General features: G+C 70.3%; 13 protein-coding genes and 1 pseudogene. 6 read left to right on the forward strand and 8 right to left on the reverse strand.

Translation table 11 applies throughout. The features are described 5' to 3' along the window. The first annotated feature begins 29 nt into the window (after positions 1-29). The 3 genes from ACZ49B_RS26455 (at position 30) to ACZ49B_RS26465 (ending at position 3,387) form a co-directional block, all read left to right on the forward strand. Positions 30-524: an inorganic diphosphatase gene (locus tag ACZ49B_RS26455; RefSeq protein WP_008742522.1), complete on the forward strand. Its 495-nt coding sequence runs from the start codon at positions 30-32 to the stop codon at positions 522-524. Between the two features lie 151 nt (positions 525-675). Further along, positions 676-2,316, forward strand: a complete 1,641-nt coding sequence (locus ACZ49B_RS26460) for a threonine/serine exporter family protein (protein ID WP_468310525.1) — start codon at positions 676-678, stop codon at positions 2,314-2,316. A gap of 276 nt (positions 2,317-2,592) precedes the next feature. Next, positions 2,593-3,387: a hypothetical protein gene (locus ACZ49B_RS26465; RefSeq protein WP_468310528.1), complete on the forward strand. Its 795-nt coding sequence runs from the start codon at positions 2,593-2,595 to the stop codon at positions 3,385-3,387. A gap of 156 nt (positions 3,388-3,543) precedes the next feature. Here the strand turns inward: ACZ49B_RS26465 and ACZ49B_RS26470 are convergent. The 6 genes and pseudogenes from ACZ49B_RS26470 to ACZ49B_RS26495 all read right to left on the reverse strand — a co-directional run. Next, a pseudogene (locus ACZ49B_RS26470) lies at positions 3,544-4,191 on the reverse strand (DedA family protein); the annotation flags it as partial. A 145-nt stretch (positions 4,192-4,336) separates the two neighbouring features. Then, the gene (locus ACZ49B_RS26475; protein ID WP_468310531.1) at positions 4,337-5,095 is read right to left on the reverse strand and encodes a MerR family transcriptional regulator; all 759 of its coding nucleotides are present in this window, start codon (positions 5,093-5,095) and stop codon (positions 4,337-4,339) included. Positions 5,096-5,229: 134 nt separating this feature from the next. Then, positions 5,230-5,787, reverse strand: a complete 558-nt coding sequence (locus ACZ49B_RS26480; protein WP_468310534.1) for a DinB family protein — start codon at positions 5,785-5,787, stop codon at positions 5,230-5,232. A gap of 85 nt (positions 5,788-5,872) precedes the next feature. After that, positions 5,873-7,954, reverse strand: coding sequence for a penicillin-binding protein 2 (gene mrdA / locus ACZ49B_RS26485; protein ID WP_468310536.1), 2,082 nt, complete (start codon positions 7,952-7,954; stop codon positions 5,873-5,875). 74 nt (positions 7,955-8,028) lie between these two features. Further along, entirely contained in the window at positions 8,029-9,486 is a 1,458-nt protein-coding gene (locus tag ACZ49B_RS26490) for an aldehyde dehydrogenase family protein (protein ID WP_468310539.1), read from the reverse strand. An 89-nt stretch (positions 9,487-9,575) separates the two neighbouring features. Further along, positions 9,576-10,460: a helix-turn-helix domain-containing protein gene (locus ACZ49B_RS26495; protein ID WP_468310542.1), complete on the reverse strand. Its 885-nt coding sequence runs from the start codon at positions 10,458-10,460 to the stop codon at positions 9,576-9,578. Between the two features lie 360 nt (positions 10,461-10,820). Between ACZ49B_RS26495 and ACZ49B_RS26500 the strand changes: the two genes are divergently transcribed. Continuing rightward, on the forward strand, positions 10,821-11,318 hold the full coding sequence (locus ACZ49B_RS26500; RefSeq protein ID WP_468310545.1) for an ATP-binding protein: 498 nt from the start codon (positions 10,821-10,823) through the stop codon (positions 11,316-11,318). Between the two features lie 206 nt (positions 11,319-11,524). On the opposite strand, the gene ACZ49B_RS26505 is transcribed toward ACZ49B_RS26500, so the two are convergent. Next, entirely contained in the window at positions 11,525-11,761 is a 237-nt protein-coding gene (locus ACZ49B_RS26505) for a DUF397 domain-containing protein (protein ID WP_030158576.1), read from the reverse strand. 324 nt (positions 11,762-12,085) lie between these two features. On the opposite strand from ACZ49B_RS26505, the gene tatA reads away from it, so the two are divergent. Beyond that, positions 12,086-12,265, forward strand: a complete 180-nt coding sequence (gene tatA / locus ACZ49B_RS26510; protein WP_468310548.1) for a Sec-independent protein translocase subunit TatA — start codon at positions 12,086-12,088, stop codon at positions 12,263-12,265. A gap of 216 nt (positions 12,266-12,481) precedes the next feature. On the opposite strand, the gene ACZ49B_RS26515 is transcribed toward tatA, so the two are convergent. After that, complete coding sequence (locus tag ACZ49B_RS26515) at positions 12,482-13,651, reverse strand: DUF2786 domain-containing protein (RefSeq protein WP_468310551.1); 1,170 nt, start codon at positions 13,649-13,651, stop codon at positions 12,482-12,484. A gap of 432 nt (positions 13,652-14,083) precedes the next feature. Between ACZ49B_RS26515 and ACZ49B_RS26520 the strand changes: the two genes are divergently transcribed. Then, the gene (locus tag ACZ49B_RS26520) at positions 14,084-15,790 is read left to right on the forward strand and encodes a bifunctional 3'-5' exonuclease/DNA polymerase (protein ID WP_468310553.1); all 1,707 of its coding nucleotides are present in this window, start codon (positions 14,084-14,086) and stop codon (positions 15,788-15,790) included. Positions 15,791-15,795: the final 5 nt, after the last annotated feature.

Raw genomic sequence — 15,795 nt, forward strand, 5'->3', positions numbered from 1 at the left:
CAATGAAGCTGATCATGGAGGAGCAGGACGTGGAGTTCGACGTCACCATCGAGATCCCCAAGGGTTCGCGGAACAAGTACGAGGTGGACCACGAGACCGGCCGGATCCGTCTGGACCGTCGCCTCTTCACCTCGACCAGCTACCCGGCCGACTACGGCTTCGTCGAGAACACCCTCGGTGAGGACGGCGACCCGCTGGACGCGCTGGTCATCCTTGACGAGCCGACCTTCCCGGGCTGCCTGATCAAGTGCCGCGCGATCGGCATGTTCCGCATGACGGACGAGGCGGGCGGCGACGACAAGCTGCTGTGCGTGCCGGCCTCGGACCCGCGCGTGGAGCACCTGCGCGACATCCACCACGTGTCGGAGTTCGACCGCCTCGAGATCCAGCACTTCTTCGAGGTCTACAAGGACCTGGAGCCGGGCAAGTCGGTCGAGGGCGCGAACTGGGTCGGCCGCACCGAGGCCGAGGCCGAGATCGAGGCCTCGTACAAGCGCCTCGAGGCCCAGGGCGGCCACCACTGAATCCGCTGAGTCCGCTCAGCCGGTAAAAGGCTCGAACACGACGGGCGGTACCCCTTCACCGAGGGGGTGCCGCCCGTTCGTCGTCCGGTTTCGCCGGGGACGAAAGGGTTCCGCATACTGATACCCCGGGTGATCACGGACTGGAGGACGCGTGGCGGAGGCCGATGGGGCCGAGGACAGGAAGCCCCAGTCCGACGAGGCGCACAGCGCCTTCACAGCCCCGCCCGGCATGGAACCGGAGGTTCCCGAGGACGACCAGCCCACGTCGGAGTTCGTCCGTCCGGCAGGCGCCGAAACGGTGCAGCCGGAGCCCGAGGGCTCCGCGTTCGCGCCCCCTGCCACCTACAGCGGCCGCCAGTCCCCGCCCGCCTACACCCCCGGCCAGGGCTTCCCCGTCTCCCTGATGAAGGAATCCCCCTGGCAGGACCGCATGCGCACCATGCTGCGCATGCCGGTCGACGTGCGGCCCGTCCCCGAGGCCGTGCACAAGCACAGCGAGACAGGGCCCGCCGTGGGCCGCGTACTCGACCTGACCCTGCGCATCGGCGAGCTGCTGCTCGCGGGCGGCGAGGGCGCCGAGGACGTGGAGGCCGCGATGTTCGCGGTGGCCCGCTCGTACGGGCTGGACCGCTGCGAGCCCACGGTCACCTTCACGCTGCTGTCGATCACCCACCAGCCCTCCCTCGTCGACGACCCGGTCTCGGCGAGCCGGACCGTGCGCCGCCGCGGCACCGACTACACGCGCCTGGCCGCCGTCTACCAGCTGGTGGACGACATCAGCGCGCACGAGATCGAGCTGTCGCTGGAGGAGGCCTACCGGCGCCTCGCGGAGATCCGCCGCAACCGGCACCCGTACCCCTCCTGGGTGCTCACGGCCGCCGCCGGGCTGCTCGCCGGCGCCGCCTCCACCCTGGTCGGCGGCGGCGTGTTCGTCTTCTTCGCGGCCGCGATCGGAGCGATGCTCGGTGACCGGCTGGCCTGGCTGTGCGCCGGGCGCGGGCTGCCGGAGTTCTACCAGTTCGTCGTGGCCGCGATGCCGCCCGCCGCGATCGGCGTGACCCTGAAGCTGGCCGAGACCGACGTACGCTCCTCCGCGGTGATCACCGGTGGGCTGTTCGCGCTGCTGCCCGGGCGGGCCCTGGTCGCAGCCGTGCAGGACGGCCTGACCGGCTTCTACATCACCGCCTCGGCCCGGCTGCTGGAGGTCATGTACCTCTTCATCGGCATCATCATGGGCGTGCTGGTCGTGCTGTACCTCGGGCTCCAGCTCGGCGCCTCGCCGAAGCCGGAGGAGGTCCTCCAGATCACCCAGCGGCCGCTGATCCAGATCGCGGCCTCGATGGTGCTGGTGTTCACGTTCGCGATCCTGCTCCAGCAGGAACGTTCCACCGTGTGGATCGTGACGCTGAACGGCGGGGTCGCCTGGGTGACCTTCGGTGCCCTGCACTACGCGGGCGGCATCCCGCCCGTGCCCTCCACGGCCATCGCCGCCGGGCTGGTCGGCCTGTTCGGCCAGCTCTTCTCGCGCTACCGCTTCGCGTCGGCCCTGCCGTACACGACGGCGGCCATCGGCCCGCTGCTGCCGGGCTCGGCGACGTACTACGGGCTGCTGCTGATCGCCGAGAACCGGCTGAACGAGGGCCTCGGCTCGCTGGTGAACGCCGCCGCCATCGCGCTGGCCATCGCGATCGGGGTCAACCTCGGCTCCGAGACCTCGCGGCTGTTCATGCGCATTCCGGGGGCCGCCAGCGCCGCCAAGCGCCGCGCCGCCAAGCGGACCCGCGGCTTCTGAGCCCTTTTTCGTCAAGCTGATCGCTCGACGGTGTCCCGGTTTCCGGAATGCCGTCGCCGCGGCATGGGCGCCTTTCCGGAAAACCGCCCTGCGAGTTCCGCGAAATCAAGGAATACGCCGAACCAACCTGTCAAGTCCCGAATTCCCGGGACGTGTTCTCGTGCGCCGACCCGCGCTTACTTGAGGAACGGGCCGACCAGGTTCGTGACATCCCGGCACCGGCCGGACCAGCACCGGAGCCGGGATTCACCCCTCTCGACGCACAAGGAGAATCCCATGCCCAAGACAGCCTTGACCCGGCATTTCGTGACGTTGGCGACGACGACCGCCCTGGCGGCCGGAGTCGCGGCGCTGCCCGCGAGCGCATTCGCCGCGACGCCGCACAAGACTGCCTCAGCCAGTCACACCGACCTCGTCCACGACAAGAATGACGGCCGGAACAACAACCGCAACGGAAAGCAGAACAACAACAAGCACGGGAAGGGAAAGGGGAAGGGGAGCGGTGGGCACAACAAGCTTCCGGCGCCGCCGAAGCTGCCCTTGCCGCCGCTGCCGCCGAAGCTTCCGATACCGCTGCCTCCGGGGCCGGTGCCGCCCAAGCTGCCGCTCCCGCTGCCGATCCCGCTGCCGCCGCCCCCGGGCCTGCCGGTGCCCAAGCTGCCGATCCCGCTGCCGCCGCCCCCGGGCCTGCCGGTGCCGAAGCTGCCGATCCCGCTGCCGCCGGTACCGAAGTTCCCGATCCCGGTGCCCAAGCTGCCGCTCCCGGTACCGCCGCTGCCGAAGTTCCCGCTTCCGCTGCCGCCGGTACCGAAGTTCCCGATCCCGGTGCCCAAGCTGCCGATCCCGGTGCCCAAGCTGCCCATCCCGCTGCCCAAGCTGCCGATCCCGCTGCCCAAGCTGCCCATCCCGGTGCCGCCGAAGCTCCCGATCCCGGTGCCCAAGCTCCCGATCCCGGTGCCCAAGCTCCCGATCCCCGTGCCGAAGATCCCGCTGCCGAAGCTGCCGCTGCCGAAGCTCCCGGTGCCGAAGCTGCCGATCCCGTTCCCCCTGCCCTTCGAGCTGCCCTTCTGACCGCCACGGCGAAGGCTCGAGGATGACCGCAGGACCAACGGCACAAGCGCGAGGGCGGGCACCCCTGAGGGTGCCCGCCCTTCGCGCGGTTCGACCGCCCACGGCGGCCCTGGCTGCGCTCTAGCGCTTGGCGTGGCGGCGGCGCTCGCCGCCGGCCGACGGCGCCTCGGCGCCGCCACCGTTCGCCTTGGCCTCCTTGCGGGCCTTCAGCACCTCGAAGATCACCGGGATGAGCGAGAGGAGGACGATCAGGACGAGGATCGCCTCGACGTTGGTCTTGATGAAGTCGATCTGGCCGAGCCAGAAGCCCGCGACCGTGAGCCCCGCGCCCCAGGCGATGCCGCCGATGACGTTGAACGTCAGGAACGTGCGGTACTTCATCGAGCCGGCGCCCGCCACCATCGGGGCGAACGTACGGACGATCGGCACGAAGCGGGCGAGCACGATGGCCTTCGGGCCGTGCTTGTCCATGAACTCGTGCGCCTTGTCCAGATTCTCCCGCTTGAAGAGCTTCGACTTCGGCCGGTTGAAGAGCTTCGGCCCGAATACCTTGCCGATCATGTACCCGACCTGGTCACCGACGATCGCGGCGACCGAGATCAGGGTGCAGACCAGCCACAGCGGCTGCTTGATGTACTCGCCGTTCGCGACCAGCAGGCCCGCCGTGAACAGCAGGGAGTCGCCGGGCAGGAAGGCGAACAGCCCGGACTCCGCGAAGACGATGACCAGGATGCCGATCAGGCCGTAGTGCGAGATCAGATAGTCCGGGGACAGCCACTCAGGGGCGAGCGCAAGCGTGTACACGAGTTCCGGGCTCTCCTGGATCGGGGGTGTCGCGGCGGGCGTCCGCGGGTGCATCGGACATGACGGCGGTTTCAATTATCAACGCACAGGACCCCCTCCCGGTTCCAGTCACCGGGAGGGGGCCGTGTGGGGAAAATCCGGCCGTCTACACCTTGCGGATGGCGTTCGCGACGATCGCGTCCCGTACGAACACCGCCAGACCGGGACGGACCGTGTCGTAGTACGCCGTGAACCGCTCATCCGCGACATACATCTCACCCAGGCACGTGTGCATCTCGTACGAGCAGGTGTAGCAGTTCCGGCCGATCCAGCCGCGGTGCTCCTCGGCCACGTCCATGGCCTCGTCGGATTCCGCGGACGCACCGCCGTCCAGCAGCTCGGCGAACCGCCGGTTGATCTCGTCCGCCTCGGCCTGGAAGCGCTTCCAGTCTTCCTTCGTGAAGGTGGCCGCCCGACGGGCGGACTCCTTGTACGCGTCCGTGTCGCCCCAGCGCTGGTGCGCCTCGTCCGCGTACTGGTCGGGGTCGAAGTCCCCGAAGACCTCGAACTTCTCCTCGGGCGTGAGGTTGATGCCCATTCTCTCTGCCTCCATGGCGTGCTCCACGGCTTCGGCCATCTGCTGGAGCCGGGCGATCCGGTCGGACAGGAGGGCATGCTGCCGGCGCAGGTGCTCCCTCGGGTTCGAGTCCGGATCGTCCAGCAGGACCGCGACCTCTTCGAGCGGGAAGCCGAGCTCTCGGTAGAACAGGATCCGCTGCAGCCGGTCGAGATCGGCGTCGTCGTAACGCCGGTGCCCCGCGCTGCTGCGGGTGCTCGGGGAGAGCAGGCCGATCTCGTCGTAGTGGTGCAGGGTGCGCACCGTGACTCCGGCGAATCCGGCGACCTGTCCCACGGAGTAGCCCATCGCTCCCGCTCCTCTGGTTGGGTACGCCCTTCACTCTGGGTCCTCACGCCGCGTGAGGTGCAAGTCCTCTCCGAGGCGGGTCCGCGGGGCGGGCCGGAGCGGGGCCGGATCCGAGCGGCCCCGCAACCGCCCCGCTAGCGCGCAGGCGGCCAGGTGTCGCCGTTGGCCGCGGCCACGAGCTCGAAGGCCGTCTTGCCGTCCAGCGACTCGCGGACGATGTCCGCGTGGCCGGCGTGGCGCGCGTGCTCCTCCACCAGGTGCAGGAGCAGCCAGCGCATCGAGACCCGGCCCTCCTTCGGGAACCACGGCGCCTCGGGGAGCGGGAACGTGTCGTCCAGGCTCGGCACCGCGCGGATGAACTTCTCCAGCTCCTCCACGACCCCGTCCCAGAACTCCAGGATCTCGGGGATGCTCTCGCCTTCGACCAGGCGGAAGCTGTCTGCCCAGGTCTCCTGCGTGCGCTGCCGCTCGTTCGGCAGCTGCTGCGCCATCCGCAGCCAGTTCAGCTCCGTCTCCGCGACGTGCTTCAGCAGCCCCGACAGCGACAGCCCGCTCGCGCTCGGGCGGCTCGCCGCCTGCTCCTCGGTGAGGCCGAGCACCGCCCGCCGCAGTGCGCCGCGCTGGGCCTCCGCGAAGGACAGGAGCGCGCCGCGCTCGTCGCCGTAGGACTCTGCCGGAACGTGAGTGACCATGCCGATCTACCGCCTTCTCGGTGTGCTCCTGCTGACAAGAACCACACTACGGAGGGATGCGGTCAGGTTCTGTCCTCAATCGGGCTCATTCGGCGACGCCTTCCGGCCGGATCGCCGGCAGGGCCGTCTGCGGCTTCGGGAGCAGGGCCTTGGACAGGTCCTGGCTGCCCTTCTCGTCGAGCCCGTACATCGCCTCGTAGATGTTGCGCACCGCCGGCCCGGAGGCCCCGGAGCCCGTACCGCCCTGGGAGATCGTCATGACGATCGCGTAGTCCTCGGTGTACGAGGCGAACCACGAGGTGGTCTGCTTGCCCTGGACCTCCGCGGTGCCCGTCTTCGCGTGCATCGGGATCTGCTTCTGCGGCCAGCCGCCGAACCGCCAGGCCGCACTGCCCGTGGTGGCCACCGAGGCGAGCGCGCCGTCGATGTCGTCGCGCAGCTCCGCGTCCATGGGCAGCCGGCCCTGCTCCTTCGGCGCGATCTCCTTGACCGAGGTGCCGTCGGCGCTGACGATCGCCTTGCCGACGCTCGGCTGGTGCATCATGCCGCCGTTGGCGATGGCCGCGTAGATCGACGCCATCTGGATCGGGGTGACGAGGGTGTCGCCCTGGCCGATCGAGTAGTTGATCGCGTCGCCCTCGCGGAGCTGGTTGCCCTGGCGGCAGTTCTCGTACGCGATCTTCTCGGCGTACGAGCCGTCCTTCTTGCCGTCCCGGCACCAAGCGGCCTTGTTCGCCTCGAAGAAGTCCTTCTTCCACTGGCGGTCGGGGACCCGGCCCTTCACCTCGTTCGGCAGGTCGACGCCGGTCGCCTTGCCGAGGCCGAACGCGTGGGCCGTCTTGAGGAACCAGTCGCTCGGGTCCTTCTTGGGATTGATCCCGCCGTCCTTCTTCCACTCCTTGTCCGCGAGGGCGTAGTAGACGGTGTCGCAGGAGACCTCGAGGGCCCGCCCGATGGTGATGTCGCCGTAGCCCTGCGACTCGAAGTTGGTGAAGTTCTGGCTGCCCACCGAGTACGAGCTGGGGCAGCCGTAGCGCCCGTTGAAGGGGTACCCGGCGTTCACCGCGGCGGTCGAGGAGACGACCTTGAAGATCGAGCCCGGGGCCGCCTGGCCCTGGATCGCGCGGTTGAGCAGCGGGTAGTTGGATTCCTTGTCGGTGAGGGAGGCGTAGTCCTTGGCGGAGATGCCGCCGACCCACGCGTTCGGGTCGTAGGTCGGGTTGGAAGCCATCGCGACGATGCGGCCGGTCTTGGCCTCCATGACGACGACGGCGCCCGAGTCGGCCTCGTAGTTCCTGCGCGTGTTCTTGTCGTACCCCTTGCGGGCCTCGATCATCGCGTTGTTCAGCTCGCGCTCGGCCACCGCCTGCACGCGCGAGTCGATCGAGGTGACGACGTTCGAGCCGGGCGTCGGCTTGTCGGCCTGCGCCTGCCCGATGACCCGACCGAGGTTGTCCACCTCGTAGCGCGTGACGCCGGCCTTGCCGCGCAGCTCCTTGTCGTACGTGCGCTCCAGGCCGGAACGACCCACCTGGTCGGAGCGCAGGTACGGGGAGTCGGTCTTCTTGGCCTTGGTGATCTCCGCGTCGGTGACCGGCGAGAGGTAGCCCAGCACCTGCGAGGTGTTGGCCCCGTCGGGGCCGGCGTAGCGGCGCAGGGCGGTCGGCTCGGCGGTGATGCCGGGGAACTGCTCGGCGTGTTCCCTTATCTCCAGCACCTGGTCCGTGGTCGCCTCGTCGGTGACGGGGATCGGCTGGTACGGGGAGCCGTTCCAGCACGGCTTGGGCGTCTTGGCGTCGCACAGCCGGACGCTGTTGACCACGTCCTCGGGATTGAGGCCCAGGACGCCGGCGAGCCGGGTCAGGACGCCCTTGCCCTTGTCCTTCATCCTGGTGAGGTCGGTACGGCTGGCGGAGACGACCATCCGCGTCTCGTTGTCTGCCAGCGGGACCCCGCGGGAGTCCAGGATCGAGCCGCGCACGGCGGGCTGGACGACCTGCTGGGTGTGGTTGTTCTTCGCCTCGTCCGTGTACTCCTGGCCGTTGCGCACCTGGAGGTACCAGAGGCGCCCGCCGAGGGTGAGCAGCAGCGAGAAGACGACCACCTGGATGACGACCAGGCGGTTCTGGACCCGGGGCGTGCGCCCCGTCTCCGGAATGTTGCTCAACTCAGGTCTCCCCCGGAACGCTGCCCGCCGCTGACTCGCACGAGTCTAGAGCGAGCCCGGAAGGGGAAGCGCGGTCAGAAGGGGAAACTCGTCCTGCCGTGCTGCACCGAGATCCACTTCTGGGTCGTGAACGCCTCGATCGTGGCCTCGCCGTTCAGCCGGCCCAGGCCCGAGGACTTCTCCCCGCCGAACGCGGCGAGCGGCTCGTCGCCGATGGTCGAGTCGTTGACGTGGATCATCCCGGTCTCGATCCGCTGGGCGAAGCGCACGCCGCGCTCCACGTCCCGCGTGTGCACGGCGCCGCTCAGCCCGTACGGGGTCGCGTTGGTCAGCCGTACGGCCTCGTCCTCGCCGTCGAAGACCACCAGCAGCGCCACCGGGCCGAAGATCTCCTGGCCGAGCAGGGGGGAGTCCTCGGGGAGGCCGGCCAGCACGGTCGGCTCGACCAGGTTGCCGCGCGTAGATCCGCGGACGAGGGCCTGCGCCCCGGATTCCACGGCCTGGTCCACGAGCGCGGTGAGGGCGTCGGCCTGGAAGGAGTTGATCAGCGGGCCGATGTGGGTGTCCGCCTCGTGGGGGTCGCCGGTCTTCAGGCTCCGCACCCGGGCGGTGAACTTCTCGGTGAACTCCTCCGCGATCGAGGCGTCCACGAGGATCCGGTTGGCGGCCATGCAGACCTGGCCCTGGTAGACGAAGCGGCTGAAGACGGCCGCGTCCACCGCGTAGTCGAGGTCGGCGTCGTCGAGGACGACGAGGGCGCTGTTGCCGCTGAGCTCCAGGACCGTCCGCTTGAAGTGCCGGGCGGCGACGGAGCCGACGTGCCGGCCGACCCGGTCGGAGCCGGCGAAGGAGATGACCTTCGGGACGGGGTGCGTGAGGAGCGCGTCGCCTATCTCGGCGATGTCGGTGACCAGCACGTTGAGGAGCCCGGCCGGCAGGCCCGCGTCCTCGAAGATCTTGGCTATGACCCCGCCGCCGACCACGGGTGCGTTCTGGTTCGGCTTGATCACCACCGCGTTGCCCAGTGCCAGGGCCGGGGCGACCGACTTCAGGGTGACCAGGAACGGGAAGTTGAAGGGGCTGATCACGGTGACGACGCCGACCGGGAGGCGCTGGACCCGGTTCTCCTTGCCCTCGACGGGCGAGGCGAGGATCCGGCCCTCGGGGCGGATGGCCAGCTGGATCGACTCGCGGATGAACTCCTTCGCGAGGTGGACCTCGTACTCGGCCTTGGGACGGGTCCCGCCGAGCTCGTCGATCATCGCCTCGATGATCTCCTTCTCGCGCTCCTCGGTGATCCGCAGGGCGCGTTCCAGGACGGTGCGTCTGGCGTACGGGCTGGTGGCGGCCCACTCTCTCTGGGCGCGCTCGGCGCCGCGGTAGGCCCGGTCCACCTGCTCGACGGTGGCCACGGTGATGGCCGCGAGCTTCTCCCCGTTGTACGGGTTGACGTCGATGATGTCCCACGAACCGGTACCGGCCAGCCATTCGCCGTCGATGTACTGGTGAGCCAGGTCGTCGAATATGGACATGCCATCCCTTACTGCGAGCGCGCACCCGTGCGCTGCACCGGAGACCGATCGGTCATCATGCACTGATCAGACGTCATACTACGTGCGAATCAAGACAGTTGGAGGAGGCCGCGGAGGAGATCCCGGGTCCGGTCGGGGTCGGGGCAGTCGGCCTGGAGCCGCTCCATCGCCCGTTCGTACTGCGCTACTTCCTCGTCTTTGTCCAGGTAGAGGGCACTGGTGAGCTGTTCCAGATAGACGATGTCCTGGAGGTCGGACTCCGGGAAGCGCAGCAGGGTGAAGGCTCCGCTTTCGCCGGCGTGGCCGCCGAAGGAGAACGGCATCACCTGGAGCTGCACGTTGGGCCGCTGGGAGACCTCGATGAGGTGCTCCAACTGGCCGCGCATGACGTCGCGGTCGCCGTACGGGCGGCGCAGCGCGGCCTCGTCGAGGACGGCGTGGAAGACGGGGGCGCTCTCGGAGACGAGCACCTTCTGGCGCTCCAGGCGCAGCGCGACGCGGCGGTCTATCTCGGCCTTCGTGGCGCCGGGCATGCCGCGGCTGACGACGGCCTGGGCGTAGGCCTCGGTCTGCAACAGGCCGTGGACGAACTGGACTTCGTAGATCCGGATGAGCGAGGCCGCGCCCTCCAGGCCGATGTACGTCTGGAACCACCCGGGCAGCACGTCGCCGTAACTGTGCCACCAGCCGGCGGCGTTGGCCTCGCGGACCAGCCCCAGCAGGGACTCCCGCTCCGCGCCGTCGGTGACCCCGTAGAGCGTGAGGAGGTCCTCCACGTCCCTTGCCTTGAAGCTCACCCTTCCCAACTCCAAGCGGCTGATCTTCGATTCGGATGCGCGGATCGAGTAGCCGGCCGCCTCACGGGTGATGCCGCGGGATTCTCGGAGTCGCCTGAGCTGAGAGCCCAGGAGGATGCGGCGCACCACAGAACCGCTTGCTTCTGCGGTCACTTGTCCTGCCCTCCCCATCGCCATGTGTACGCGTGGTCTGCGCGTGGTGTGCGTCGCCGGGGCCCCCGTACCCCAGGGCCCGCAGTCTGCCACCAAAACGCATCGGCCCGTACTCGTTCTGTAACGGAATCCCGCTCGCCGCAAAAGAAGTCCGTAAGTATGCGTAGGAAGAAATGAGCAAGAACCATCACGGGAGTGGACAGGTCCGGCGCGTGCACGTGCATCTGCCCTTGCATCCAGCTTCTGCATTCGGAACGATGGTGCCGCGCACCTGCGTGCTCTTCGCGCCGGCGCCGGACCCACCCCGCAGTTCTTTCTGGACGGAGCGCGCCGCTCCGCCCGCGAATCCCGGGAGTGCCTCGCATGGGGACGAATGGATCGACCATGCTCGAGCCGTTACGGCAGGGGCTGCCCCCGGTCGACCCCACGGCTGTCTCCGGGTCCGCCTCCTGCGCTCTGCCCGCCCGTTTCGAGGCGGTGCGGGGCGCCCGTTCGTTCACCCGGTCCACCCTGTGCCAGTGGGGCCTCGACGAGCGCTTCGACGACGTGGCCCTGGTGGTCTCCGAACTCGTCACCAACGCGCTGCGCCATGCCCTGCCGGAGGACACCCGGCCTGCGACCGGCGGCCCGGGCGAGCCGGAGGCATCGGTACGGCTGCACCTGATGCGGTGGAGCACCCGGCTGGTGTGCGCGGTACGGGACCCCAGCGAGGACCGTCCGGGCGGGTCGTTCGCGCCGGAGCGGACGCAGGAGAACTGCGACCTGGAGTCGGGGCGCGGGCTGTTCCTCGTGGACGCGTACAGCGACAGCTGGGGCTGGCACCCGCTCGCGGGACGGCTGACCGGCAAGGTGGTCTGGGCGCTGTTCATGCTGCACGAGTAGGCGGCGGTCCCCCGGGCCCCGGGGAAGCACGGGCGCACACGGGGACGCATCGGGCCACACCGGAATACGCAGAACACGCGAGAACACGCGGGACGTACGACGACTGGCCGGGGTTGATCATTTCGATCAGTCCCGGCCAGTGCACGTGCATGGCTTGATCGGTGCGCCGTTCCTCGGGGCGATCAGGCAAGGTGCCGATCGGTCGATCAGGCGATCAGGTGGTCGAACTCGCCGTCTTTGACGCCCAACAGCAGCGCCTCTATCTCGGCCGGCGTGTAGACGAGCGCGGGCCCGTCCGGAAAGCGCGAGTTGCGCACGGCGACAGCTCCACCCGGCAGCTTGGCGAACTCCACACAGGAACCTTGCGAGTTGCTGTGTCTGCTCTTCTGCCAGGTCACTCCGTCGAGTTCTGCAGCTGCCATCCCGTTGTACGCGTGGTCCACAGGAAGCCCCCGATAGTGCAGATGTCAACTGCACCGGATCATAGCTGTGTTCATAAGCGCATGCATGGGCAGATGCACGTGCACGCGGAGGGTGCTCCCCTGATCACTGTCAGGGAAGAACTCGGGTGGATCAGGGGCGAATCAGACCCTTATAAGGGCTGGATCAAGGCGCAGCGGAGGTCACGGGCCTGCACAGCACGCCTTTCAGGTACCCCTTCGGTCCACTCGTTCAGAACTCCTTCAGATTTGTACGAATGCGCGCGGAGCTGTTCGATGGCCAGGTCCGTCCGAAACCGCTGTCGCCGCCCGAAGGTGGGAACGAGCATGCTCCGCAATGCCCTTGAGCCCTGGCACCTGATCCTGCTCCTCGTGGTCTGCGTGCTGGTCTTCGGCTCTAAGAAGCTGCCCGACATGGCCCGCTCCGTGGGCAGGTCGATGCGCATCCTGAAGTCGGAGACCCAGGCCCTGCGCAGCGAGGCCGGCGACCGCGGCGACCGGACCTAGGGGGTGTCGTCAAAGTAGCGTCGTCCGCCCGTGAGGGCGGGGCCGGTGGGGTCTGGTGCGTGTGATCGCAAGGCGGAGGAGGGAGGCGACGCTCGCGTCGTCGACCGACGACAAAGCGGCGAGCGCGCGTGCCGGGCCCCACCGGCCAGACGGGACTTTGACGACACCCCCTAGGGGGCGCCCGAAGGGCGCCCGGCACGACTTCACGGACACCCCCTAGCCGGGCAGTGGGCGGCGCTTGCCGCCCATGTGTGCGCGGTCGGCGGCGGCCGTGCCGTCCTCCCAGCCCGCGTGGTCGGTGGCCCCGCGCAGCCGGGTGGTCGTGGTCCGGGGGAACATCTCGTCCGCCCGGGAGGTGACGGCGACGTCGCGGGCCACCAGGGCGGGCAGGTTGCCGGGGGCCTCGGCCACGGTGTGCTCGGCCGTCTCGGCGAGGCGCTGGCCGAGCCGGCTGGCGTACGCGAGCAGGAAGGACTGCCGGAACGTCTTGGTCCGCTTGCGCCCGCCGGAGCGCTGGGCGGCCTCGGCCCGGGTCATGGCGGCGGTCCCCTGCACGAGCAGGGACGTATGGAGCAGCTCGACGGCCTCCAGGTCGCTCTCGAACCCCACCACGGTGGAGAACTCGTAGGCGCTGTTCCACACGGCCCGACAGCGGTTGGCCGTGGCGACGGCATCCAGCAACACGGCCTTGGCCTCTTCGTACGGTGCCTCGACCCCGATCCGACAGGCCGCGGGCACCTGGGCGGGCCCCTTGCCGCTCGCCGCGAGCAGGGCCTCGTCGACGGTGTGCCGGGCCATCAGCTCCTGCGCCTTGGCGCTGAGCGCCTCCGCCTCCTCCGGGAAGGTGGTCGCCTCCGCCTTGGCGAGCAGGGCCCGGATGCGGCCGAGCATGCGGGGCTCGATGTGCGCGTGCTCCAGGGCATCGCCGGCCGGGTCCCCGGGAACCGGACCCACCGGTTCGATGGAGGGCAACCGGATCAACAGCCGGAACACTTCCAGCAGGGCGGTGGCAAGGCTGAACCGATCGGCCTTCTCCCGCTGCACGAGCCGTTCCCCGTACTCGCCGTCGTCCCCCCACCACACCTCGGCATCGGTCCACCGCTCGGGCAGCCGGGCGTACCGCCGCGCCTCGGCGGCGATCAGGTCGCTGGTGATCCGCAGATGCCGCTCGCCGAGGTCCCGCCCGACCAGCCGGAGCACGTCGGCGGGCTGCCACCCCCGCTCCCAGGCCTGCCGTACGTACACCTCCCCGCGCCCCAGCAGCTCCCGCCCGACCGCGCCCCACTGCCCACCGTCCCCGACGAGAACCGAGGCCCCGGCATCCAGCCCGGCATCGTCCTGGCTGTAGAGGGCGGCTTCACAGGCACGATCGACAATCTCTCTCACCCCCTCAGCTTTACACGCCCCCACCCCACCCCCACCGCCCAGTGCCCAGCCCCACCGACGCCTGAGGCGCGGGGCCCGGGGCAGAGCCGCCGGCTCTCCGACCCCGCCCTTCCAGCCCCACCGGCGCCTGAGGCTCGGAGGCCCAGGGGCAGAGCCCCCGGCAGTACGGAGTCCGGCCGCGCCAAACCCAGCCCCACCGGCGCCTGAGGCGCGGGGCCCGGGGCAGAGCCGCCGGCTCTCCGACCCCGCCCTTCCAGCCCCGCCGGCGCTTGAGGCGCGGGGGCCCGGGGGCAGAGCCCCCGGCACGGGGTCCGGGCAGCGCCCGGGAAACGGAGAAAGGGCGGGGCGGGGAGAGGGCACCGCGCAGCGGAACCCGGGCCGCCGGAGTGGCAGGCGGGGCGGGTGTCAGACCCCGGTGGGACACTCGCACCCATGAGCGACCGCACCCCCCACTGGGCCCTCGCCGAAGCCGGCGACGGCCTCTGGCACGCCATGCCGCTCACCCCCACCCCCGGCCACACCCCGGGCAACGCCCCGGGCAGCGCCCCCCTCACCGTCCAAAACCCCGCGGAAGCGATCCGCTCCGCCCCCACCACCACCCGCTGGATCTGGCGCAGCACCGCCGCCCTCTACCCCCGCCTCCTCGCCGCCGGCACCCGCGTAGAGCGCTGCCACGACATCGAAGACGCCGAGCTCCTCCTCCTCGCCCACGAGGGCCGCTCCGGCGAACCCCGCTCGGCGGCAGCCGCCTGGGCCCGGCTCACCGGCGCCCCCGTACCCCCCGATCCCCCCCAACGCACCGCCACACCCACCACCCAGGACTCCCTCTTCGACCCCCAGCCCACCTCCGCCCCCCTCCCGCTCGACGCGCTCGTCGCCATCTACCACGACCAGGCGAAACGCACCGCCGCCACCGCCCACCCCGACCGCCTGCGCCTGCTCATCGCCGCCGAGTCCGCCGCCTTCCTGACCGCCGCCGAAATGCACCGCTCCGGCCTCCCCTGGCGGGCCGACGTCCACCGCGCGCTGCTCACCGAGCTCCTCGGCGAGCGCTACGCCGGCGGCGGCGAGCCCCGCCGCCTCGCCGAGCTGGCCGACGAGATCTCCGCCGCCTTCGGCCGCCGCGTGCGCCCCGATCTGCCCGCCGACGTCATCAAGGCCTTCGCCGAAGCCGGGATCCGGCTCAAGTCCACCCGCCGCTGGGAGATCCAGGAGCTCGACCACCCCGCCGTGGAGCCCCTCCTCGCGTACAAGAAGCTGTACCGGATCTACACCGCCCACGGCTGGTCCTGGCTCCAGGACTGGGTGCACGACGGCCGCTTCCGCCCCGAGTTCGTCCCCGGCGGCACCCTCACCGGCCGCTGGGTCACCAACGGCGGCGGGGCCCTGCAGATCCCGAAGGTGATCCGCAGGGCCGTCGTCGCCGACCCCGGCTGGCGGCTCGTCGTCGCCGACGCCGACCAGATGGAGCCCCGCGTGCTGGCCGCGATCTCCCGCGACCCCGCCTTCATGGCGGTGGCCGGGCGCCCCGAGGACCTGTACACGGCCATCTCCCGCCAGGGCTTCTCCGGCGACCGGGACATGGCCAAACTCGCCGTCCTCGGCGCCGTGTACGGACAGACCTCCGGCGACGGACTGAAGAACCTGGCCGCGTTGCGCCGCCGCTTCCCGCAGGCCGTGGCGTACGTGGACGACGCCGCCAAGGCGGGCGAGGAGGGGCGCCTCGTACGGACCTGGCTGGGCCGGACCTGCCCGCCGCCGGTCGGCGCCGACGAGGACGGCGAAGCCGGGATCCCGCAGGACCGGGACGACGGCTGGACCCCGAGCTACGCCTCCACCAACACCCGGGCCCGCGGCCGGTTCACCCGCAACTTCGTCGTCCAGGGCAGCGCCGCCGACTGGGCCCTGCTGCTGCTCGCCGCCCTCCGGCAGGCCATCGCGGGCGCCGGGATGCGGGCCGAGCTGGTGTTCTTCCAGCACGACGAGGTGATGGTGCACTGCCCCGCCGAGGAGGCCGAGGCCGTCGCCGAGGCGATCCGCGCCGCCGGCGACCGGGCCGGCCGGATCGCCTTCGGCGAGACCCCGGTCCGGTTCCCGTTCAGCACGGCGATCGTGGAGTGCTACGCGGACGCCAAGTAGGACGG

Source organism: Streptomyces sp. NPDC031132 (assembly GCF_055570595.1).